The organism is Mycoplasma sp. 1654_15 (assembly GCF_012516495.1).
Classification (GTDB): domain Bacteria; phylum Bacillota_I; class Bacilli_A; order Mycoplasmatales; family Metamycoplasmataceae; genus Mesomycoplasma.
Genome location: NZ_CP051214.1, coordinates 734,224 through 759,452 on the forward strand (window position 1 = coordinate 734,224; position 25,229 = coordinate 759,452).

The following is a 25,229-nucleotide window of genomic DNA, read 5'->3' on the forward strand; positions in this document are numbered from 1 at the left end:
ATTATCTTATTTTAATAGTTCTATGAATTTTATATGCATTAGTTGGATCTATTAAGAATTGGGTTTGAATATATTGAGTAGAAGAACCTTGATTTTGGCTAGATGTATCATAACCTGCACCTGAAATATCTTTAACTAAAACTCCTAAAAAAGTTAGATTTTTTTGATTGTATATAAGATTATTCTTGAGTGAAAAGTTTAATTCTACTTCATCTTGAGTTCTAAAACTTGAGGCATTAAATAAATTTACAGGCAAGTTTAAGTCATCTCCAGCAAAATAAATTTTTTGATCTTCATCCATAAACATTGCCAATGCAGCTCAGTTATTTCATCCACCTTTCATCATAAAATTATTAGGTCTTGATAAATATACTTTTACATTATTAATATTGGAATGTGGATTGTAAGTCCATCTTTTAATATATAAATTACTTGTTAATGCATTGCTAAAATCAGTTTGTGAAGATAAAGTATTTGATGAGTAATTTAAAGATAAATTATTATTATTATTATTTTGTTTTTTAAAATTAAAGGGGTCAAAACCTTTTTTTAAATTACCAGAATTAACTCCTCCATTAGCAGTGTCTATAGTTATAAACTCATTTAAAGATATCATCGGATCAATTAATCATCTTTTTCTTCCACTTGGATTATATATGGTTAAATTGTTTGTTTCTGGATTATCAGAATCTTGTAATATTTTTATTTTGCTTAAATCTAGTTCTGCTATTTGTGCGCCAAACAGTTTTAGTGTTTGGGTTTGGGTTAAATCATAGAAAAATGTAACAAAAGCATAATGACTACTAAATATATCTTCTCCATCATCATTACTATTTCGTTTAGCATAATCAGCAGCTGATAAAGTTTGAATATATTGAGGACGCTGGGAAGCTGCTATTAATTGAGTTGCAACACCTGATTGTGGAGATATACTATTATCATTTCCATTAAAAATTTCGTTTATATCCTTATTTCCAGTTCATACATTTTCTTGAGTTGCAATAGTAAATCGATTATTATAGTTAAATGGAGTCACCTTAATATCCACCGGTTCAAACTGTAAATTAAATGATTGTTTGTTAACTTTTTCTACTGTTCATCTATCATTTGCTCAACTGTTTTCTTGATCATTGGTGGTTTTAATTAATCCTGTTGGATCGTAGACTGCTATGGTAAATCCAAATAAGTCTTTATCATAGTTCATTGTTGAAGTAGCTTGCTCAATATATAACTTAGGTCTAATCTTAGTTTTTATTTCTTCACCATAAACTGTTTTGGTAATACCATCATGACCAAAACGAGATGTAAAGTTTTTAGAAAATACTGTTTCAACATAAGTTTGAGTTTCTATTCAGTTATATGATGCTTCTATAACACTAACTTTAATGTCTTGACCTATTAAAGATTTAATATCTGTCGCTTCTAAATCAAATGAAAGTTCTTTTACACCAGGGCTTTGATCAAAACTAGCATTTTTTACTTCATAACCATTTGATGAAGCTGTGTGTGTATTATCTTTTGTTCAGTTTAAATATAGTTCTTGATTATTGAATTTAACTTTTACTATTGATTTTTCCATTCATCAATTAAATTGTGAATTTGGAAATTTTTTATTTGAAACTAAAGTATTGTTTGGATCGTTGAATTTAAGTTTTAAAGTGGTTTTTCATTTTCCATTCAATTGTAATGTAGTCTCACCTGCATAGAGCCTTTCAACTGTTGGATAGTCATAAATAGTTTGGAAGATGATTTGTTGGTCTTCAGGTATTTGTTGAACAGATGTATTAATTAAAGGATTTGTTTCTGTACCTTGTAGAACTTGTGTGTTAGTGTTTTGTGGAATTCCCACAGCTATTTTTTTTGTATTACTTGCTAGAGATATTTCTGTAATTTTTGTTACTTGGAATTTGTGTCCTTCATCAAGTGTAGTTTTTTGATTGCTTACTTGTCCATTTTGTTGAACTTCTGAAACATAATCTTTACTAATGTCAAATCTTAAAATGTTTTTATTTGTTAATGATTGACCTCCGAAAGAATCATTATAATCATTTCTTACTTGTACAGGCTGACTTGATATATATTTTTTCTGAGTTTTTTTATCTTCAAATTCTATTTGATATGATTTATCTTTCATAATTGCAGCATTTAACTCATTAACTTCCAATATTAATGTTGTTTTTTTAGGGTTTTGGATATCAACTGCTTGAATAGTTTTTAAAATATCAATTACATCTCCAGAAGTTTGGAAGTGTTTTTTAGCTTCTTTATCCCCTCTTGGATTAAATGCAGAATCAAATTGAATTGGTTGATTATTTTGTGGCTGATTTGAGGTGGCATTATGAGTTACTGTTTCTACAGTGTAATTGGTTCATTTAACTAAAGAAGTTAAATTAAATGTTGCATATACTTGGTTTTGATTTTGATTATCTTCTTGAACCACTGCAGCAACTTCTTTTGTATTATTTGATGTATTACTTAATCCAATAGTAGAACCTTGCTTAATAGTTAATTTTACTTGCTGTCCTCTTAAAGTTTTTTCTTTATCAGCAAAAACCACTTTTACATTAGCACTATGATCTAAAGCTCTTGTTTCTTCTTGATTATTGTTATTTGGATTTTGAATTTTATCTAATTGTATATCACTTACTTCTACGTGAGTATAAAAGGCTTTTCTGTTTACTTGACTTTCTTGGAATGAAGTTGTGTTGATTGAATTATCTAGTTGCACACTAATAGAATACTTAAGTGAAATAATTTTTTCAATTTCATATTTAGTACCTGGTAGTAAATTATTTAATTGATACTCAATTTCTAACTCATTACCTTGTTGTCTTAAACTTGCTGGTTGAGAAGTTAGAACTACATTATCACTTGCATTTCTATAAGATAATACAATGTCATTTCCATTATCACTTAACAAGAACTTATCATCTTGTTTTAATCTTACTTTAACTTTAGCAGATCTTGTAGTAATTTGTTCATATGTTAAGTAAGTAATATCTGCAGTTGTTGCTGCAACATCAAATTTTTTGTCTGGGTCTTTAACAGTATCAGCAAATTTTATTTGGGAATTTGCAAATCCTTGAACTCGAGTTAAATCAGTTTCTAATTTTACTATTTGATACTGACTACCTTTTTCTAAACCATCTAGATTAAATACCACTTTATTATCAGCTGCTGAAAATGAAGCTTGTTTAGTACGAGTTTGTCCGTTATTAACAACTATTCCTTGTTTTACTAATTGATATGTTAATTGAAGCTGTTTATTTTGTTGGATGATTTTATTATTATTGTTTAATTCAATTGTAACAGTGGCTTGTTTTTCAAATGTAGATACTGATGAAATAGATTTAATAGATGTATTAGTATAAATGGTGTTGTTAGTAACTGGTTCTGGATTAGTTATAGTAACTGGTATAACTTGTAATAACTTAGGATCAGTTTTTTGAATTGTATTTTTTAATTTTAATTGAATATTAGTAATTTGATATTGTTGACCATTAGATAGTTGACTAACATTAAAAACTTGATTATTTTGAGTTAAATCAGTTCAATTAATTACTTTTTGTGCTTCAGATTTATCAACACTTTGATAATTAATTTGAACTTGATATTTGTTTAAAATATTTTCTTCATTTTGATTTACTTTTAAAGTAAATTCACCTGAATCATCTTTATTTTGTTGATTTGCACTAACTTGAACATTTACAGAATCAATATCTGTTTCAAATTTTTTCTGTTCATTGTCAAAAGTTGAAACAAAATTGTACTCAACTTGCTGACTTGAAGTTGATTCTGTTAATTTAATTGCTTTAATTTGGTATTTTTGAATTTTAACTAAGTCGTTTAACTGAAAAAGAAATTGTGAGTTAGATAATTTTGTTACTTGAGTTTTAGATATTTCAATTTGATCATTTTCTTTGGTAAATACTATAGTTGCGTCAGTATCTTTAAATTCTTTATTTTGGGAATTATCTAAAGTTACTAAAACATTTGCTGTTGTTTCAGATGTATTTGTAACGATTCTAGAGATAGCTACTTCTGTTTTAAATATTTGTTGTTGTGAAGTAACTTTAGTTTGATCAATATTAATTAATGTAGTAATGTTGCCTTGTAATCCTTTTTGGTTTTCCATATCTTGATTAGACATGAATAGACCATCAATTTTATATTCACTACCTGCACTTAGTTTATCAAGTTCAAATTCAATAGAATATTCTCCATTAGATTCTGTTACTTGTTTTGCTTGTGTAGAATATTTAGGATTACCTTCTAATATGGCAGTATATTTTAGATAAAGACTAATATTTTTATCTTTTAAGAACTTATCTTTTGCATCAAATTCTAATTTAACTTTTGCTTTAGAAATTTGATCTGATGTTGATAAACTATTAGTTTCATCAGTAATTTTTACAACTGTTGCATATTCAGTAGTAGTTGTAAATTCTTTTTCAAATTTAGCAGGAGAAGAAGAAGCAGGAGAAGAAGATTGAACCTCTTCTTGTAATTTTAAATCTTTTTGGTTTTGTTTTAAACGAACCTCAGATACTACATATTGAGTGTTTTTATCTAAATCATCGAGTAAGAAAATCGCCCTACTACTACTACTGATAACCAGTGCATCTTTAAGATTTAAAAATCGATTTGGTTCATTTTTCTTGTAAACTTTTAAAGCTAATGTAGAACCATTAAAGATACCTGCAGTATCATTTAATTCAACCTCAATCCTTGCGCTTGTATCTCTGACTTCTTGTTGTGGAATTAAAATTTGTTTTATTGATGTTAGTGTAGTAAAGATTTTTTGAGTTGGTAAAACAGTTTGTCCAAATTCTATTCTTACATTTTCTGGATTATCTTGATTTACTTTTTCTTGTGGTAAGGTTTGTGTTTGAGTATAACGAACGCGATTGATTTTTGAACCTTGTTGGTATTCAATAGAAGTAATTTCGTATTGTCCAACTTGTAAATTAGATAAAGTAAAACTTGCTTTATATGTGTTTGTTCCATTATCTTTTGTTGCTATTGCTGTAATAGGTTGCATACTTGATGAGGTATTATTTACATTTCTATAATTTAATTGTATTTTAGTAAATTCATTTAAATAATTATTATCTGCAGCATCAAAACTTACTTCTAATTGAGCAGAATTAGAGGTAATGCTTTTATATTCAATATTAGTAATAGATTGAGTCTCAGGAATAGTTTTAAATATTTGTCCTGTTTTTTGTGACTCTATTAAAGCTGTTTGGGAATTTGTTTGTAATTGAGTAGCTAAAGTTTTGTGTCTATCATCAAAGTTTTTAACTAAATCTTCTGTTTTAATTAAAATTGAATCATAATTTGTAGATGCACTAGATTTATCTGCTGGATTTCAGTATAAACCTAAAATTTTATAGTTTTGATATTTTACTAAATTTGTTAGACTAATTGCTACTCTTGAATTTTTAACTTCAAATTCTTGTGAAGACATTTCTTGATCTTTTAGTTGTTCTTGTTGATTTTTAATATCAACTTTTTGATATTTTAAAACAACTTTGTGACCTTCTAATTTTCTTGGTGTGTCTTTGAAAAATACATCAATGTTTCAACTAGTTTCTGAATTTGGATCGGATTTGTTTTCTATTCTTGAAACTGCTGGTAATGTACCGAATGTTTTATTTTGTTGTGATTGATCATCAAAAGTTATTTTTAAATCTGAAGTTGCACTTTGTTTGTCATATGAAATACCAGTTACAATAATATTAGAACCATATGGAAGATTAGTTAAATCTGCTTCAAAATTTGATGAATTTTGTTTATAAACTAAATTAGCAGTTTGAATCTTACCACTTCCAGAAGCTAGATATCTAAGTTGTAAGTGTTGTTGATAAGTGGCGTTTTTACTTAAAAATGAATCTAGTTGATCAAAAGATACAGATACTTTTGCTGAATCTGCAGTAACTGAAGAAAAAGATAAAGAACTTGTTCTAGCTGTAGTTGGCATTATATGGAAAGTTCTTTCGTCTTCAGAGATAACATTTCCTACTTGTCCATTTTGACCAAATTTTCAGAGATAAAACTTAGTAAATGCAGGTGTTGCTCTTCTAGTACGACCTGATGGTGTTGGATTTTCAGCTCATTCTACAGATTTAATTACATAAGTTTCATCTTTAGTTAAATTAGATAATTCAAGTTTAGCATTTGAATTTTGAATTCCTACTTCTTGTGATTCTTCTGTACTACCTGTAGCACTTTTTTTCTCGTAAGTGATTTTTAATTTTTTACCTTCAAAAGTTCTTTGATCATTCTTAAAGTTTTTAAGAGGATCTTTTATTGAAATATAAATTGTACGAGCTGTTTCTCCATTGTTTACAACTTTAATTTGTGTTACTACTGGTTTTGTAACTAATAATCTTTGATCATCACTTACAGAATTAGCAAAGAAAATATTTTTAAGTTTTGGATGATTTTGTGCTTCTTGTTCTGAAGAAATATCTTTAATTTTTACAATTTTATAAATTGTTGCTGGATCTAAATCTTGTAATGAATGATCATCAATTACTGTATTTCCACTAGAATCTGTTACTGTTGCTTCAACAACTTTTTCTTGTCCATCTTTAACATTTGCTTTTAAAGTAATTTTTAATTTTCTACCAATTAAGAATCTGTCTGTATCTTTGAAATTTAATTTAATAGTTGCACTATTTTTTTCTGAATTAGTTACAAATTCAGTGCTTGTATGAATAGAAGTAATTTCAGTAGTTCAAGGATTTAAATATTGTTCTTTTTTAGAAGTATCTAATTTACTAAATCCTGCTAATTCAGTAAATGTTTTAGCTTGTGAATCGTCAGAGATTTCTATTTTTTCAATTTCGTAATTTTTGGCTTTAGTTAAATTCCCTAAACTAATTGAAAAATTAGAATTTTGCACTGCAACCATATCTGAAACTAATGTTTGAGACTGTGGTTGTTGCTGGTCTTTATCTTTATAAGTAATTTTTGCTTTTCTGTTATTTAAAGAACCAGAATTATCGTGTAATTTGAAATTAATTCTAAATGCAGATTCTGTTGGTTGCTCTCAGTTAATTGTATCGATGGTTGGTGTTGGTACAAAGAAACGTTTTTCTAAACTAGCTTCTGAATCTACTTTAGTAGAAAAGACAATGTTAAAGTCTTTATTTTTACCTAAAATTGGTTTTTGATTATTTTCTTCTAATTCAACTTTTAAAACTTGATATTTATCACCAGATTTTAATTGTTGTAAACTAAATTCAACTGTTTTTTTATCATCTGAAATTGTTGCTATTTCTACAGGAACTGAAATAGTTTCTGTTTTATTTGCAACATCTGAGATATTTCTATAACTTATTTTTACTTTTTGACCTTCAATAAATTTGGAATCTTTATCAAAAGTTAGTTTTACTTTTATTTGGTCTGCTTGTGTATCTAAAAATTCAATTTTTTCAACAACAGCTTTTGAAGCACTAATTCTAAATGTTGAGTTTTGTTTAATTTCATTTTCTTGTTCTTTTATTGTAGGTTGTAAAATTTGGCTAAAGTTAGGATTGCTTTGTTGTGCATTTACTGCTTGGTCATCTACTTCAATTTTTTCTATTTCGTACTGATCTGTTTTAGATAAATTATCAAAACGGAATGTATAAAATGGAAGATTTGTATTAATGATTTGTTCATTGGTTAGTTTTTGATTGTTTTGATTTTTAATTGTAACTTTTATTTTCTTACCAATAATATCTTGTCAAGTATCATTAAATCTTAAAACTATTTTGGCACTTGCTTCTTTTTTAGTATCTACTTCAACTGATTTTAAAGTTGCTCTTGTTTTTAGAGTTTTATGCTCGTTGTCGATTTGGTTAGTATAGAAAACAATCGGCTCAACATCGTTTTGAGCTTTTTCAAATGAAACTATATTATAAACACTTCCATCATCTAGGTTTTTAAGCTCAAAACTTGCATCTTTATTAGTTACATTTAAAGTTGATTCTTGAGTTAATAAATCTGATAATGAACCTAATTTTCTATATTTAACAACGATTTTTTGATTATTTAAGTAAGAATCTAGATCATTTAGTGTTAGTTTAAATTTAGCTGTGTTTTTTGTAGATTGTTCTATCTCAATTTTGTCAATATTAGCAGTTTTTGGCACTGTTGAGAAAAATTGAGATTTTTGTTTTTCTGGATCAGTTGATGTTAATGTTTTTTTAAATGGAACATATATTTTTTTCTGTGAATCTGCTAAAGTAGAAGGTTGAAGCACATTTGGATTATCTACTATTTCAAGACCTTGATTTTCAATTAGTTGGTATTTTCCTTTTTTAACTAAATCTGTAAGGTTAAATACAACTCTATTATTAATAATTGGAGCTGATATTGAATGTTTTTCTTCTTTGTCTTTATCTTGTAATTGCACACCTGTTTGTTCTACTAATTTATAGTTTAAAACAGCGTATTTGTCTCTGTATTCACCTAGTGCATCTGCTAACTGAATAACAACACCAATTGTTCTTTCGATGTCGTTTTTATAGGTAATTTCTAAAATTCCTGATGAGGTAAAGAAGGATTTATCGCTTGTTTTGATGTTTTTATCAAATAAGATTTGAGTAAGTAAAGCTGAGTCTTTTGCACTATTTTGTTCAGCTGCTGAAAGATCAGATTTTAACTTAATGTTATTAATAATGTATTTTGTACCTAGTTCTAAAGGTTTATTTTCGTATTGGCTTACTTTAAATTCAATTTTTGGATCGTCATTTCCATTTGTAGGTTTAAGTTGTGCTTCTACTTCTTCAATTTTGCTTGAACCTAATTTGTTAAATTGAAGTAATACTGTTTTTCCTTGTAAAATATCAGTAGCATTTTTAGATAATGTAATTGTAATTGTTGAATTATCTTGATCACGAGCGGTATTTTCAATTTTAGTAACATTAATTGTTTCTGCTACAGTTGAGAAGAATTTTTTGGTTTCATCAAGTGCTGCAGATACTTCTAAAATATTATTGCTATTTTTAGAACTTGTATAGTTTTCAAGAACTTCAATTTTGGTTATGTGATAAATTTTTGCACCAGTTAAACCACTAATTTCTAAGTTATTAATTCCGTTTTGGAAAATTGTAGTTTCAATAGATTTTTCTTCTGAATTATTTGCTGATGAAGGATTTGCTCCGGTATATAACTTATAAAATACTTTTGCTTTAATTTTTTTGTTTTTATCCTTTGTAAAGAAGGAATTTTTTGTATCTGCTGGAAAAGCATTATTAAATACAATGTTTAAGTTAGCTGAAGTTTTATTAGGTGTGAAAGTAATATCAGAGATAACTGGTAGTGTATAAAATAGTAAAGAAGAACCGTCTAATAAAGGATTAAAAGTTGTATCTAAGTTGTTTAAAACTAGATTTTTTTGTGTAAGGTTGGATTTTGGAACTAATTTTAATCCTTTTACTATAAAAGCATTTCCACTTTGTAAATTTTTAAGTTCAAAATCAATTGTAAATTTACCATCTGCTTGTTTAGTAAAAGTTTGATAAGTGTCTGAAAAAAGAAGATTAGTTTCGTCTTTTTTATCTTGAGCTGCAACTACTGCGTATTGTAATTGAGCTGTGTAGTATTCTAAAAATTTCTCATCAGCATTAAATTCTAATGTTGATTTTATAGAAGTTTCTGTATTATCTGAAAAAGTAATTTTTTGAATCTCAGCTGATTTTACATTAGTAGCAAAAGTTTTTTGTTTTTCATCAAAACGTGAAGAAAAATCAAGAACTTGTGATTGACTTTCTTGTGTTTTTGGATCTTTTTTAAAGTCTAAAACTTCGATTCTTTCAATTAAATATTTTTGTAGTTTTTTAAGTCCTTTTGGTTCAACTCTTAAAATAGAACCTACTATTTGCCCTTCAACTTCAAGTTGTGGTTGTCCTTCGACTGTTCCATCTTCTTTTATTTCTTTAAAGTAAACTTTTGCAATTTTATTATTTAATGATTCTTGTTTGTCTATGAAGGTAATTCTTAAGTTTGCTGATGTTTCAGCTTCTTCATTTCTAATTTCAGAAATAACAGCTTGTGTATAAAAATTAAAAGTTTTATGATTATCTAATCTAATATTTACTTCTTTATTATCATCAGTAAATATTCTGGAAATAGCAAACTTACCTCCTTCTGGTAAGTCAGTAATATGTATGTTTTTAATTTCGTAAATTTCTTTTTGATTTTCAAATCTTTTTTCTATTTTTTGCCCAGGTATCGCTCTAAAAGTATATGCACCACTTTCTTCTCTTCAGTAGTATTCTACATTTACTTGTTTAGTATCTACTGTATAATCAACTGTTTCAAATGATAAGGAAATATCTGCAGTGTTTGAAGTCATTGCAGTTTGTTGAATATCACTTAGTGTCGCAAATGGAGCAGAGGTTGAAAATAATCTAGAAGCTTTATTTGAAAAATCAATTTTCTCTCAATTTGATGGGATATTTTCTAGTTCAGGATCTTTAAAATAAACACCTAAAATTTCATAATCTGAAGCTCTTTTTAAATTATCTAAATAAAATTCTACAAATTGTTTATTCTTTTTTTGTCTACAGTTGTTAGAACTTTTGTAAATGTTTCTAATTTAGTAGCTTCATCAACTTTTAGTTTATATTCAATTTTAATCTCTTTGTCTTTTAAGATGTCTTGTTGATCAGAAAAATCTAGTCTAACTGTTGAAGATGAAAGATGTGTGGAAAATAAAGAAAAATTAACTTCTGGTTTTGTAAGTACATAGTTAGCATTTTTTGTGAAGACAAAATTTGCTATTTCTGTTTTCTTATCACTTAAATTTAATAATCTTATGGTGTATAAGTTTCCTGCATCTAAGTTGTTTGTTTGAACACTAAATTTTTGTTTATCTTCTAATCACTTAACTGCTTTTTGTTCTCTAATAACATTGTCAGAATCTAGAAAAACCATAACAAAAGAGTCTTTGTTATTTTTTTTCAGTCTAGAAATTAAACCTGGTTGATTGGATTTAAGATCAAAATTAAATTCAGCAGAATGTCTTGAAATATTAAAACTTTCAAAGTTTTCTACTTTAACTTCTGAACCTGTTGCGATTTTGAATAAAAATGGAAGTGTAGCAACTGAAGCACCTAAAAGAATACCTGTTGCTGCTATTGTTGTTTTTAATTTTTTAGTTGAATTTTTTATGACAGTTTTGTTTGACATATTACCTTCTTTAAATGTGATAAAATCTGTAAATTCATAGCATAAATAGGAGTAGCTATAATTTATATATTTTAGTTTCTAAATTTTACCACAATTCAACTATAAAATAAAAACATCACAAAAAAAAAAAAAAAAAAGACTTATACACAAAAACTCTTCAAAAACAAAGTCTTAAAAATTTTCTCTTAAAAGAATTGTTTATTTGCAAATTCACTAAGAAAGAAGCTTTTTTTGCTTGTTTGTTTGTTTATTTTTGTCGAAAGTTTATAATTAAAAAATTATGATAACTTTAAAATTTATTCTTGCAAATGTAGAACTAGTAAAAACAAAATTAGCACAAAGAAATTTTGATATTAAAGTAATTGATGAAATTGTTGCCTTTGGAACACAAAAAAATGAACTTTTAGTTGAACTTAATGAACTAAAAGCCAGAAGAAATGAAATATCTGATCAAATTGGAAAATTAGCAAGGGAAAAGAAGGAAACTCGTTCTTTAAAAGAAGAAGTTATAAAGATAAATGAAGACATCAGTGGTATTGAAACTGACTTTAATGAAATCGATTTTAAAGTAGAAAATATGCTACTTAGAATCCCTAATTTACCTTTAGATGATGTTCCTGTTGGAAAAGACGAAAACGATAATGTTATCCTAGAAACCTGAGCTGAAGTTGAACAAAAATCCTTCAAAATCCTTCCTCATTATGAGATTGCTACCGAATTAGATATCATCGATTTCAAAAGAGCAGTAAAGCTTTCTGGTACTCGGTTTGTAATCTATAAAAATGAAGGCGCTAGATTAGTTAGAGCTTTAATGAACTTTATGTTAGATACTCATATTTCAAACGGTTATAAAGAAATTCTTCCAAATACTTTGATTTTAGAAGAAGCTTTGTATGGAACCGCACAACTTCCTAAATTTGCTGAAGATCTTTATAAAGTAAATGATTCTAATTTATGATTGATTTCTACTGCGGAAATTCCAATTACTAATTTTTACTCTCAAGAAATAATAAATTTAGATAAACCTATCAAATTTGTTGGTTATTCAAAATCCTATCGTTCTGAAGCTGGTAGCGGAGGAAGAGATACTAAAGGAATCATCAGAATGCATGAGTTTCATAAAGTAGAACTGGTTAAAATTACTTCACAAAAAGAAGCACTTTCTGAGTTTGAAAAAACAGTTGATGATGCTGCTAATATTTTAAAATTGCTTAAAATTCCTCACAGAAGAGTGGTTCTATCTACCGGAGATATGGGATTTGCTTCTAAAAAAACTATTGATTTAGAAGCTTGAATGCCTTCAGAACAAAGATACAGAGAGGTTTCTTCTATTTCAATTTGTGGTGATTTTCAAGCTCAAAGAATGAAACTTCGTTATAAAGAAGATGGAAAAACTCTATATGCTAACACAATTAATGGTTCTGGGCTTGCAATTGATAGAATAATTGCTATAATTTTAGAACAATATCAAACAGAAGAAGGCTTTATTGAAATTCCTGAAGTATTAATTCCATACTTTGGTAAAATTCAAAAAATTAGTAAAGAAAATAAATAAAAAGAAGGAAAATGAAGGTAAAAATGTTCAAAAAATACAAAAAATATGATGATAAAATTAATTCTGAATTAAATAATTTTCAAGAAATTGCTGACTTTGAAGCAAACACTTCAGATTTAATTGTTGTAAATTACATAGAAAAACAAAGAAAATCTGCTAGAAACTTTTTTATTTTTGCAGTTATTATAATTTTATTAGTTATTGCTGCTTTTATAGCTTTTTCTGTTTATATGTTCGGTTAATAAAGTAGAACCAAAAAATATAAATTAATTTATAAAAAATGTTTTACTGATTAAAACACTTTTTATTTGGACTCAAAATGACTAAAATTGTTTTAAAATATTTTTTAAAAGAAAAAAAACTTTTTGCTTTAAGTTTATTATGTTTTATTTTTATGAATTTAATAGTTATTGCTAATACTTATATTATTAGCTTAATTTTTAATGTTATAAAAAATAATCAATTTGAAGAATACAAAACTATTTTAATTTGACAAGTAGTTTTCTTTGTTTTAACGACCATTTTTGTTATTTTTAATATTTGACTCTATAACAAAATGTTGATGAAGGTAAAACAACATTTAAGAACAGATATTATTAAAAGTGCTGAAAAGACAAGTATTTCTGATTTTTACAAAAAAGGTCGTGGTTCGTTTGTAGCTTCGTTAAAGCAAGATTTTGATACTATTTTTGAAGGTTTATTGAATAATTTTTACCAATTTATTTTTTCTATTTTAGCCGTTGGAGTCATACTAGTAATTTTGTTTACTCAAAGTGTTTATATTACTTTGATAACAATTGCAATGTTTATTCCTAATGTTATATTTCCTTTTGTTGTTAAAAAAGTTATTAATAGTAAAACTAAAAAAATTATTGAATTTTGAAAAGTTTTTGGTGAACAATTTTTAAATTTTCTCGAAGGTTTTCCTTCAATTTTCTTTTTAAATAAAAAATATTTGCTTACACAAGTAATTCAAAATAAAAACAATATTATCAGAAGACATATAATAAAAGAAGTAAGATGAATAATACTATTTGAAATTTTAAATTTTTCTTTCTCAGGTTTTATTAGTATTTGTATTTTGACTGTTGTTGCATATTTTGTTTATCAACAAAAAGAAGATTATTCTATCTTTATTTTTGTTTATTTCTTTGAAATCTTGTTAGTACAACAGCTTGCTCAATTTTTAAACTACATTAAGCAATTTGTTGCTACACAAGATATACTAAAAAAATATAGCTTGGAAGAAAAGGAAAATGAAGAAAAAAGAAGCACTTTAGAAATACATTTTGAATCTATTGAAATTAAAAATCTAAATTTTTCTTTTGATAAAAAAGTAATTTTTAAAGACTTTAATTTCAAATTTGAAAAAGGGAAAAAATATGCAATCACTGGTCCTTCAGGAGCTGGAAAATCAACATTAATTTCTATATTATTAAGACAAATTCCTTTAGATGAAACTCAGGGTTCTATTTTATTAAATGGTAAAAATTATCAAGACATTGATTTTGATACTTTTAAAAACAGTATGACTTTTCTAGATTCTAAAGAATTTGTTTTTAACACCAGTATCTATAATAATGTTAGTTTTTGAGAAGAAAATCAAGAAGATAGAGTAGAAAAGGCTTTGGAAAAGGCTAATTATTTTGTTGATGATATTTGACAAGAACTAAATAACTTAGATTCTAATTTATCAACTGGGCAAAAGCAAAGAATTAACATTGCTCGGCACTTTTACAGAGACAAAAAATTACTAATTTTAGATGAGGCACTTGCTAATTTAGACAAGGAAAATGCTTCAAAAATAAAGGAAGATTTGTTTAATGACAAGGAACTTACTTTAATTCACATTAGCCATCATATAGAACCTAGTGATAAATATGATTACATAATTAAGATAGGATTAGAAGATGAAAATACTTTGGAAAAAATATAAATTTTTATGAATTTGTCAAGTAATTGTTCTTCTGTTAGTGTCTGTTGGAACTATTATGTTAAATTATTACTATGCACAGATGGTTCAGCAAATTCAGAGCGATGCGAAAAATAACACTTTTAATACTGGTTGATCTAAATTTTTAGTAATTTTTATTACTCTTTTAGGTATTCAACTTTATACAGTTGTAATTTCATTTATAAAAGGCTATATACAAAACAGGATAAGGTTTAGGATTTATTCTTCAGTTTCCTATGAAGTAGCTCAGCATTTTGAAAAAGCTAAATCAACTGAAATTAAAAAATTTTCTGAAAGTAAATTTTGAAATTATTTATTTAATGATGCTGATATTTACTTTAATGAAAATATTTTAAACTGAATTTCTTTTCTTAATAAAATTTTTGATATTGTTATTAGCATAATAATCGCTGCACTAATCCATTGAAGTTTAATCGTTGCTTTTCTAGGTGTTCTGGCAGTGAGTTTTCTCCTTTCTTTTTCTTTTCAAAAGAAGCAGAAAGAAGCAATTATTAATTTTTCAACTGCTCAAGAAAAATTAATTGAAAAATTAGCAAATATATTAGAAGGTTATGATCGTTTATATTATGCTAATAAAACTTATGTTATTAAAGAGCGAATGCAAGAACAATTCCAAAATATGTATTTAAGCGAACTGAAAAAAAATTATTTAGAACAGTTTGTAAAAGATGGCTTTATCACTCAAGTTTTATATGTAATAAAATTAATTGCTACAACATCCATTATTTTTGCTATTTTTTATACAAAATTAGATGTAAAATCACTAATATTCTTTCGATTTTTATTTGATGTTTTTCTTGATAGCGTTCCTATTATGTCGATGAATTTAAGAAAAATTAAAGCAAGTAAGGTAGTAATTGATAAATTAAAGCTTGAACACATAAAACCTGATACAAATACTGAGTTAATTTCGCCAATTCAAAAACTTGAATTTAAAAATGTTAATTTTTCTTATGATAACAAAAATTTTATTTTAAAAGATTTTAATTTTGTTTTCGAAAAAAACAAAAAATATGCTTTAGTAGGTGAATCTGGAAAAGGAAAATCAACAATTCTAAAGATTATTTTAGGTGTAGAAGATAATTATTCTGGCTCTATTTTGTGAAACCAAAAAGAACTTAAAACTATTAAAGAATCTAGTTTACGAGAAAATGTAAGTTTCTTAGATGGTAAGAATTTTATTTTCAGAGATTCTGTGGATAATAATATTGCTCTTTGGGATAAAAACTTAGATAAAAATAGAGTGGAAAAAATGCTTGATTATTTCAATCTTTCTTCAGAAATAAAGGATTTTCAACAATTTAATAAAGAAAATATAATGTCGTTGTCTGAAGGTCAAAAACAAAGAATTACACTGGCTAGATTAATGTATACACAGCCAAATTTTGTAATTTTAGATGAAGTATTTGCAAACCTTGACAAGAAAAATGTAAATAATATTAAAGAAAAATTATTGTTAGATTCTAATTTAACTATCATTCTAGTTAGCCACCATTTAGAACCAAATGATTATAAATATTTTGATGCAATTATTGATTTTAATAAATTATAAAAGCTTTAAATATGAAGAAAAATATCAAAAAAACACCAATTTTAATTTGGGGTTTTTTTGATATTCTTATTCTTGCTCAATTCCGTTAATTTCTTTAGGTCTTGATAATGTAACTGAACCTGTATCTGTAACTAAAACGACATCTTCGTTTCTAGCTCCTCCAAATCCTGGAATATAGATTCCTGGTTCTACAGTAATAAGCATTCCTGGTTCTAGTACTGTGGAGCCCATAGAAGAAACTGTTGGAAGTTCATGAACATCTATTCCTACTCCGTGTCCTGTTGAATGTACAAAGTATTGTCCATAACCTTGTGATTCAATGTAGTCTCTACATACTTTGTCTACTTCGGAAGCTGTAATGCCTGGTCTAACTGCTTGTCTACCTAATTGAGCTGCTTTTAATACAATGTTTAAAATTTCTTCTTTTTTAGGATCAACATTTTCTTCTTTTTTGAAGATAATTGTTCTAGTTATATCTGCTATATAACCTTTATAGCTTGCTCCAAAATCAATTTTTAAAAAATCATTTTCTTTAATAATTACATTTTTTGGATGATAGTGAGGCATAGCAGCATTTGCACCAGTTGCAATAATAGAATCAAAGGATTCTTTATCTGCACCATATTTTTTCAAGAAAAAATTTAACTTAATATCTAATGTCTTTTCAGTGTCATTTTCATTAATATGTTTTAATAATTCATCATATGCTTTTAATGAAATGTCTACTGCTTTTTTGATTTTGCAAATTTCACTTTTAGTTTTAAGAATTCTTAATTTTTGTGCATTTATTTGAACAAATTCTGCATTTTCAAATCAATTTTTAATTCTGTTAAATTCAGACAGAGTTAAATATTCTTCTTCAAGACCAATTCTTAAATAGTTTTTGGAACTTACAAACTCCTTTATATTTGAAGTTGTTAATAGATGGACTACAACATTTTTAGCATCTTTTTCAGCAGCCTCAATGTATCTTGAGTCTACAAATAAATGTGTTGTATCTTTTTCAATAAAAACTATTCCATCACTAGTTTGAATACTTGAAACTCATAGTCTTGTTTGTTGAGAAAATGAAATTATTACATCTAAATTGTGTTCTTGGAAAGTTAAATCTAAATATTTTTTGTTCATTTTATACTATTTTTTTTCTTTATGACTAGTATGTGCATTGCATTTGTGGCAATGTTTTTTCATTTCTAACTTTTCAGTTTGAGTTTTTTTGTTTTTCTTTGTAATGTAATTTTCCATTTTACATTGTTCACATCTTAAAGTGATACCTTCTCTTGCCATAATAGCTCCTATACATAAATTTTATAAATTAATTAAACATAGTTATAGTTTAATAGTGTATTAAATTATATTATATTTTAGTGTTTATAAAAATAAAAAACACACATAAATGTGTGCTTTAATTTGCAAATTTGGTGCTCTCGACGAGACTTGAACTCGTACGCATTTCTGCATTAGAACCTCAATCTAACGTGTATACCAATTTCACCACGAGAGCTTCTGGCGGAACAGACAGGATTTGAACCTGCGCGGGCTTTGACACCCCTAACACGTTTCCAACGTGTCCTCTTCGGCCACTTGAGTACTGTTCCTTATCTATATAATTTTATTATATTTTTGAAATATTTTAAAATTTTTACTAATTCTTTTATTTAAAAAAATACTAAACTTTTTCTTTTGTTTTTCCTAATTTTTTTCGCTAAGTCCTTTATTTTGAAAACAAATAATAAAAAAAGACTATTAGAATAAATAGTCTCTTTTGTATGTTTTAGATAGTTTATGGTTTTTATATCAGCTATAAGTACCTCACAAGATATAACCTAATAGAATTACTGAAAAATAACTAAAAATTAGAATGATTGAATCTTTACTAAATTCTTCTCCTGCTATTCATGGAAAGAAAGAAAAAAGAAGAACAAAAGGAATTATTAATAAAGCAATAATATAGACTATTACTTCTCATAATGGTATTTTTTCTGCATTTTTTCATTTTCAAACTAGTACTGTAAAAATAGTGAATCAATACTGAATTAAATAAGCAGAATTACCACTATTTAGTATGGAATTAAAAGAATTTTGAACCTTTAATGCCTTTGGAATAATAGTAAAAATAATAGTTGATAAAATTGAAATTACTGCTACTGTGTAAATAGCATTTCTATATTCACCATTTTTATTTTTTTTAGCTAAAAATGTTGGAATATAACCATCTTCTGCTAATGGAGCTATCAATCTTCCATAATAAAGACTTGAAGAAAGAGTGGCTGAAAATCTATTAAAGAAAATTCCTATAGAAAATAAAATACTTCCGGTTGTTCCTCAAACGATTTTATAAACCAAATCTAGTCCAAAATTTTCTTTTCCATCTGCTATCAAAACACTTTTGCTAAGACCTAAAAATATTAAATAAAAAATAAAATAAGCACTAAAAATAATTATAAATAAAACTACTAAAAGCTTCTTAAATCGATTAGTTTTGACCTCTTTTGAAATTCCTGCTAAACCTTCAAAACCTCCATAAGCATAGATAAAATTAAGTACGGTTTTAGCTAAAATAACTATAGAAAAAGGTTTAGAAACATCTGAAATATTTTCAATAAAACTGTTTTTTGAACTTGCAATTAAATAAACAATCAAACCAAATCCAACTGCTAATGTTAGTCATTTTATAGCAGCTGAAGCAAAAATGAATCTAGCTGATAATCTAACACCAAAAGTAGAAATACTAATTAACAAAATGTATAAAACTACAGAAATAATCGTATAAAGAACTTCTCTTTCTGGATCTAAAGAGGTTAAAAGTATAGAAAAAAACAGAGGAACTGTTGAAGCAAATAAAGGAATTTGCACAAACTGGTTTCAGCCCTGAAAAAAACTCATTGATCTTCCAAATGTCTTTTTAGAATAAGCATATGAAGAACCTACTAAGTCTTTGTATTTATTAGCAGCTCGTGAAAAAGATAATAAAACAGCCAACGTAATTAAAGAAGTAAGTGCAAAAACAAACATTCCTCAAGAGCCTGTTAAAATAACACCAGAAATTGTTGCTATAAAACCAAAACCTACAATATAGTTAAGTCCGAAGAACAAAAACTGTCTTTCACTAAGATGGTTTTTGTTGCTATTTTCTTTATTTTTGAAGAATTTTTTAAACATATTATTCATCTTCTAGTAATTTAATATTATATTCTTTTAGTTGTTCTTCTTCAATAATTGTAGGCGATTTTAAAAGTAGATCTTGACCTTTTGAATTAACTGGGAAAGCAATGACATCTCTAATAGATTCTGAATGAGTTAAGAGCATAATGATACGATCAAGTCCAAAAGCAATTCCACCATGAGGAGGCACACCATAGCTAAAAGCTTTTAATAAGAAGCCAAATTGGTTGTTTGCTTGTTCTTTTGTAAGTCCAATTGTTTCAAAAATTTGTTCTTGAATTTCTTTCGAACTAATACGAATTGACCCTCCTGCAATTTCAACCCCGTTTAAAACTAAGTCGTAAGCTTGTGCTCTTACTTTTAATGGATCTGTTTTTAATAAATCTAAAGTTTCAAAAGTTGGCATTGTAAAAGGATGGTGAGCTGCTGAAAGTTTACCTGTTTCTTCATCTTTTTCAAACATAGGTCAATTTACAACTCATAAAAATTTGTAATCATCTTTTTTAACTAAATTATAATGTTGAGCTAATTTGTTTCTTAAAGCACCTAAACCTTGACAAACTTTTTCATATTCATCATTTACTATAAACAATGTCCCTGTTTTAAAATTATTTTCTTGTACATATTTTTCAATTGCTTCATATGAATTTAATTTAAAAGAATAATGAATGATTTTAGAATCTTTAATGTGAACATATAACAAACGATTTGCTTTATTTTGAACAACGTTTTCACTAAAGATTTTGTATTCTTTTTTATCAATTAAAACTTCTTCTAAAAACAAGGATTTTGTAGTATTTTTTTCAAATAAAAATTCTTTTGAATCATTTAAAACATTTGCATCTAATAAAAAATTATCAAAACGTAAATCAGGCTTATCAGAACCAAATTTATCTATTGCTGTATCAAAATCTAAAATTTCAAATGGTGTTGTAATGTTTAAGTTTAATTTATTAAAAATGTATTTAACTAAATCTTCAACTACTTTTCTTATTGATTCAATAGTAGGAAAAGCTATTTCTACATCTAGCTGAACAAACTCATATTGTCTATCTTTTCTTAAGTCTTCATCTCTAAATACTCTTGCTATTTGAAAGTATTTTTCAAAACCAGAAACCATTAATAATTGCTTATACAACTGAGGTGATTGAGGAAGAGAAAAGAAGTGATTTTTTCTTCTAGATGGAACTAAAAAGCTTCTTGCTCCCTCAGGGGTTGATTTGGATAAAATAGGTGTTTCTATTTCAGTAAAATTATTTTCAAAGAAAAAAGAACGAATATGGTAAAACAACTTATTTCTGAAAATTATGTTATCTCTTACGGGTTTTCTTCTAAGATCTAAAAATCTGTACTCGAGTCTTAAGTCTTCATTTGCATCTATTTCGTCTTGAATTTGAAAAGGAAGTTCTGAAGCTATCGAAAATACTTTAATATCTTCAACAATAATTTCTAAATCACCGTTTTTAATATTTGGATTAATATCTTTTCTTTTAAGTAGCAAACCTTTGATTTCTACTACAGATTCCTTTGTTAATGAAGAAAAAATAGTTTTTAAATGGGTGTTGTTTAAATCAATAACTACTTGTAAAATGCCAAAATAATCTCTGATTTCTACAAAAGATTTATCTTTGAATTTTCTGATGTTTTGAATTCAACCTTTTATTGCAACTTTTTGTTCTACTAAATGAGATAAAATAATTTCGTTTGTAATTGTTTTATACATAGTTGTTCCTTAGTTAAATTTTTCTTGAAGTATTTTTAAAATGTCTGGAAAATGAAGGATTTCTTCGCTAATTTCAATGTTTTGTGATGTTTTTGTGTCTTTTATAGTCCACATATTACTGTTTTGATTTTTTTCTTTAAAAATCAAGTATTTTGCCTTCATTTTAGAAGCACTTTTAAATGCTTTAGCAAAAGAGTTAAAAAGTTTTTTATTAAAATCTACTCGGAAATTGTTATTTCTTAAATTTGAAGCTAATTTAATTACATCAGCAAATTCTGCTTCGTTTAAAGATAAAATGTAAAAATCTAGGAAAAAGTCTTTAAAAAGTTTAGTATTATTAACTAAAATTTCAGCAATTCTATCTACTCCCATAGCAAAACCTAATCCTGAAATGTCTGGACCTGAAAAACGACTAAATAAGCCGTTGTAACAACCTCCAGCTATAATTGTCGATTTTGTTCCTAAATATTGTGATTCCGAAATAAATTCAAAAACTAAATTATCATAATAATCTAATCCTCTTACTAGTAAATCATCTACTTCGAAATTAATGTTATTTTGCTTTAAAAGTTTTTGGATTTGTTCAAATTCAGATTGTTGTTCTTGAGTATAAAAGTCTTTTAATTTGGGAGCATTTTTAATAAAGTCTTTATCTGAATCTAATTTTTCATCCAAGATTCTTAAAGGGTTGATTTCTAATCTAGTTTGCGAAATAGGGCTTAACTGATCTTTAAAAGGTAATAGATAGTTTTTTAGTTTATGGGAATACAAATTTCTTTGTTCAACTGTGGCTAAATAGTTAATTTTTAAAGTAGTATCTTGAGATAAATCAAGTCTTTTAAGTAACTGATTTGCAAAGTCTAGAACCTCTAATTTTATTAAGTTATTATCAACATTTATATGTTCAATTCCTGCTTGAAAAAATTGACGATATCTTCCTTTTTGTGGTCTTTCATAACGGAACATAGGACCAAAGTAAAAAAACTTATTATTTTCTAGATAAAGCTTGTTTTCGTTTATAGCCCTAATCACTGGAGCAGTTCCCTCAGGACGAAGTGCAAATAAACGGTCGTTTTTGTCTTTAAATTCATACATTTGCTTATTTACTATATCTGAAGATTGACCTGATGATAAAAAGATATTTGCAAACTCAAAAATTGGGGTTTCAATATATTCAAAATTGAAGTTATTTGCTACTTGAAAAAAAGTGTCTCTAATAAATAAAAAAACTTCTTTTTTCTTTCCAAAAATATCTTGAGTACCTTTTGGCTTATAGTTAATATTTAATGTATCAGTTTTTTTATTTTCTTTAGTAATATCACTCATAAATCACCTAGCTATTTTGAATAATCATTGATGTTAGCGAAAGTTTGTTCACTAATTTTTTGAACTTTTCAGTATCCAACATCAATTCTTTTTGCTTTTTTCTTGTTTCTTTTTGTTTCTAATTTTACTCAAATAGTAGTAGCTATAAATAATGAAGAAAATGTTCCAAAAATTACTCCTACAAACATAGCAAAACTAAAGAGAATATCAATAGAATTGTAGAAAATCATTAAGACAAATATAGCAAAAATTGTTGATAATGAAGTAAGAAGTGAACGTTTGATTGTTTCTTTTATAGCTTGTGTAGCTATTCTTTTAACTCTTGATTCATCACTAACTTCTGTATATGGTAATTCTCTAAAAATTTCTTTTATTTTATCAAATATAACAATTGTGTCATTAATTGAGTAACCAATTATCGATAATAGAGCGACTACTATTGTTGGAGATAGTTGAACGTGGAAAATAATAAATGTAAAGATAACCATTAAAACATTGAATAACAACGAAACAATAATTGCTAGTGAAAAGGTTCATTTAAATCTAATAAACGCAAATGCTGTTACAAAAGCAATTGCTACAACAACTGATAAAATTGCATTCAAAATCAAGCTTCTTGCTTCTTCTGTTGATATTGAATATGTTGTAAATTTAAGGTTTGAAAACTGGTTAGCTAAGTTTGTATTTAAATTTTGAATTACAGAAGTTAAATCCTGTTGTGTTTTTATTTCTATATTAAAAACGGAATTTTCAGCATTTAAAGGATGCATTAAAATTTGTGAAGCATTATTTTTAATTCCTTGTTGTTCTAAAAATTTAATAATTGCTTCACCTTTTTGTTTATCTATTAAATCATAGGTTGGATCGCTGTTTTCTATTAGTATATTGGTTCCACCACTAAATTCGATAGATAAATTTAAACCTCCAACAAACGACTGATTTATACCTGCAAATATAGCAAAAATTAAAATTGCTAAAATAAACATTCCTAAAGGAATTCATCTAGTGTATTTATTTCAAGCTAAATAATCTGGTTTATCTAAAACTGAAGTATACCCACGCTCATATTTTTGTAAATATTTTGATCTAACACCTAATAAATATTTTCGTTTGTCAAAAAATCCTGTTCTTAAAACAAGTGATGTCATTAATTTTGTAAACAACATAATCACTAATAAAGTAAATATAATTGAAAAAATTAATGTAATTGAAAAACTTTTTATGCTTTTAGTTCCAAAAAAGAAGAGAATTAGTCCTGCTATTAATGTTGTAATATTAGAATCTAAAATTGTACTTAATGAAGACTTATTGGCATATGCATTAGACTTATTAACCGTGTGTCCCGAGTATATTTTAGTTTTTAGAATCTCGAAACTAATAATATTAGCATCAACATTCATTCCAATTCCTATAACTAAAGCTGCAATAGTAATTGGTGAATATTCTCCTCGAACTATAGTGAAAAATAGCAAGGTTAAGAAGATATATAAAGCAAGTGAGATAGTAGAAAGAACACCTAAAAGTCCATAATTTACTATCATAAATAAAGCAATTACTGAAATTGCAACAACAACTGCAATTCAAGCTGAAGTAAAGGCTGAATCTGATTTAGTTTGAGAAACAAATGAAGCAGAAAGAAAATCTAATTTATAATCCGCTGTTCCGAAATTAATATTTAAAGCTAATTGTTTTGCTTCTGCTGAAGAAAAGTTTCCATTAATAACAAAAGAGGAACCATTAAGCGCCTGTTGAACACGAGCATCTGAAATTAAATATTTTTTTGCATCAAATTGATATTGTTTTAAAACAGGTGTTGCTGGTCGATTATTTTGTAATGGAGCTGGGTTTGGATTTTCATTAACATGAACAAAATTAAAGACATTTTCTTTGGCATTTTTTCATTCATCAGGATATTGAGTCTTAGCTAATTTAATTAAACCTGAAATATTTGATCAAATTAAAATTCTGTTTTTTCCAAAAGGTTTTTTAGAAACATAATCAGTTGCTTTTGATCATTCAAGTTCAGCATCTGTATTTTTTAATTCAATTTGTACTTCATTTTGTGAAGGATTATTTGGATTTGGTCTTGCTTGAGCAGATTCTGGTTTAAATGGAGGTGCTCAATTTACTTCATTTCCATAGTCTAATGAACCATTATCTACAAATTTACCATCATAAAATAGTGGTTTATTATCTGCATCAGTGATGGTCAATAAAGGTTTTGTAACTATTTCAGAAATGAAGGACTCTAGTTTTCTATTATCAGTAATATTATTTCTAGAAATTCTTATTCTACCTTCACCTTCGATAGACACACTGGTTCCGTTTAGTCCAGAACCACCTGTTAGTCTTGTAAAAATTTCTTGATCTGCGTTTTTTACTGTGTTTTTGTTAGGAACTTTGTCATCCAATGTTTTAACTTGAACTAAAACTTCTGCTCCACCACCGTATTCAATAGATTTATTTATATTTTTTGAAATATATTGTTGGCTGGTGTATGAAATTACAAAAACAATAGTAAAAAAAGATAAAAAGGCAATAAATCACCTTTTTCAATTATTTAGAGTGAAAAGTTTTTTAAAAAAGTTTTTCATATCAATGTCTTTGCTAATGTAATAAACGTTTTTAAATTATACTAAAAATGAACGATATTAATAAGTAATTTAACATTTCAATTTTTAAATTGCTTTAAAAATAAAGCAAATTGAACCAAAATAATGTTGTATAATTTTCAAATATTTTTCAA

The 25,229-nt window shown here is 26.6% G+C and carries 13 protein-coding genes and 2 tRNA genes; 5 read left to right on the forward strand and 10 right to left on the reverse strand.

Annotated elements, in window-relative coordinates:
* Position 1: 1 nt before the first annotated feature.
* Positions 2-10,351 (reverse strand): DUF1410 domain-containing protein, encoded by a 10,350-nt coding sequence (locus HF996_RS03175; protein WP_254427699.1) that lies wholly within the window; start codon positions 10,349-10,351, stop codon positions 2-4.
* Here HF996_RS03175 and HF996_RS04115 point away from each other — a divergent pair.
* Positions 10,338-10,481, forward strand: a complete 144-nt coding sequence (locus HF996_RS04115; protein ID WP_254427700.1) for a hypothetical protein — start codon at positions 10,338-10,340, stop codon at positions 10,479-10,481. The genes HF996_RS03175 and HF996_RS04115 overlap by 14 nt on opposite strands.
* Before the next feature lie 52 nt (positions 10,482-10,533).
* Here the strand turns inward: HF996_RS04115 and HF996_RS04120 are convergent, their stop codons facing one another.
* Entirely contained in the window at positions 10,534-11,187 is a 654-nt protein-coding gene (locus HF996_RS04120; RefSeq protein ID WP_254427701.1) for a hypothetical protein, read from the reverse strand.
* 280 nt (positions 11,188-11,467) lie between these two features.
* Here HF996_RS04120 and serS point away from each other — a divergent pair, with 280 nt between their 5' ends.
* The 4 genes from serS to HF996_RS03195 all read left to right on the forward strand — a co-directional run bounded on the left by serS (position 11,468) and on the right by HF996_RS03195 (position 16,269).
* Positions 11,468-12,742, forward strand: a complete 1,275-nt coding sequence (gene serS / locus HF996_RS03180; RefSeq protein ID WP_168910598.1) for a serine--tRNA ligase — start codon at positions 11,468-11,470, stop codon at positions 12,740-12,742.
* Positions 12,743-12,765: 23 nt separating this feature from the next.
* Complete coding sequence (locus HF996_RS03185; protein WP_168910599.1) at positions 12,766-12,984, forward strand: hypothetical protein; 219 nt, start codon at positions 12,766-12,768, stop codon at positions 12,982-12,984.
* 77 nt (positions 12,985-13,061) lie between these two features.
* Positions 13,062-14,678, forward strand: a complete 1,617-nt coding sequence (locus HF996_RS03190) for an ATP-binding cassette domain-containing protein (RefSeq protein ID WP_168910600.1) — start codon at positions 13,062-13,064, stop codon at positions 14,676-14,678.
* A 55-nt stretch (positions 14,679-14,733) separates the two neighbouring features.
* Positions 14,734-16,269 carry an ATP-binding cassette domain-containing protein gene (locus HF996_RS03195; protein ID WP_254427702.1) on the forward strand — a complete coding sequence of 512 codons (1,536 nt, stop codon included), beginning with the start codon at positions 14,734-14,736 and terminating at the stop codon, positions 16,267-16,269.
* 66 nt (positions 16,270-16,335) lie between these two features.
* On the opposite strand, the gene HF996_RS03200 is transcribed toward HF996_RS03195, so the two are convergent.
* The 8 genes from HF996_RS03200 to secDF all read right to left on the reverse strand — a co-directional run bounded on the left by HF996_RS03200 (position 16,336) and on the right by secDF (position 25,077).
* A complete protein-coding gene (locus tag HF996_RS03200; RefSeq protein ID WP_168910602.1) occupies positions 16,336-17,397 on the reverse strand; it encodes an aminopeptidase P family protein in 1,062 nt (353 codons plus the stop codon).
* A gap of 6 nt (positions 17,398-17,403) precedes the next feature.
* Complete coding sequence (rpmG, locus tag HF996_RS03205; RefSeq protein WP_168910603.1) at positions 17,404-17,556, reverse strand: 50S ribosomal protein L33; 153 nt, start codon at positions 17,554-17,556, stop codon at positions 17,404-17,406.
* 132 nt (positions 17,557-17,688) lie between these two features.
* A tRNA-Leu gene (locus HF996_RS03210) sits at positions 17,689-17,773 on the reverse strand.
* Positions 17,774-17,776: 3 nt separating this feature from the next.
* Positions 17,777-17,867 (reverse strand) — tRNA-Ser (locus HF996_RS03215).
* Positions 17,868-18,015: 148 nt separating this feature from the next.
* Positions 18,016-19,431: an APC family permease gene (locus tag HF996_RS03220; RefSeq protein ID WP_168910604.1), complete on the reverse strand. Its 1,416-nt coding sequence runs from the start codon at positions 19,429-19,431 to the stop codon at positions 18,016-18,018.
* A gap of 1 nt (position 19,432) precedes the next feature.
* On the reverse strand, positions 19,433-21,157 hold the full coding sequence (aspS, locus tag HF996_RS03225; RefSeq protein ID WP_168910605.1) for an aspartate--tRNA ligase: 1,725 nt from the start codon (positions 21,155-21,157) through the stop codon (positions 19,433-19,435).
* 9 nt (positions 21,158-21,166) lie between these two features.
* Positions 21,167-22,483, reverse strand: coding sequence for a histidine--tRNA ligase (hisS, locus tag HF996_RS03230; protein ID WP_168910606.1), 1,317 nt, complete (start codon positions 22,481-22,483; stop codon positions 21,167-21,169).
* Positions 22,484-22,494: 11 nt separating this feature from the next.
* A complete protein-coding gene (gene secDF, locus HF996_RS03235; protein WP_168910607.1) occupies positions 22,495-25,077 on the reverse strand; it encodes a protein translocase subunit SecDF in 2,583 nt (860 codons plus the stop codon).
* Positions 25,078-25,229: the final 152 nt, after the last annotated feature.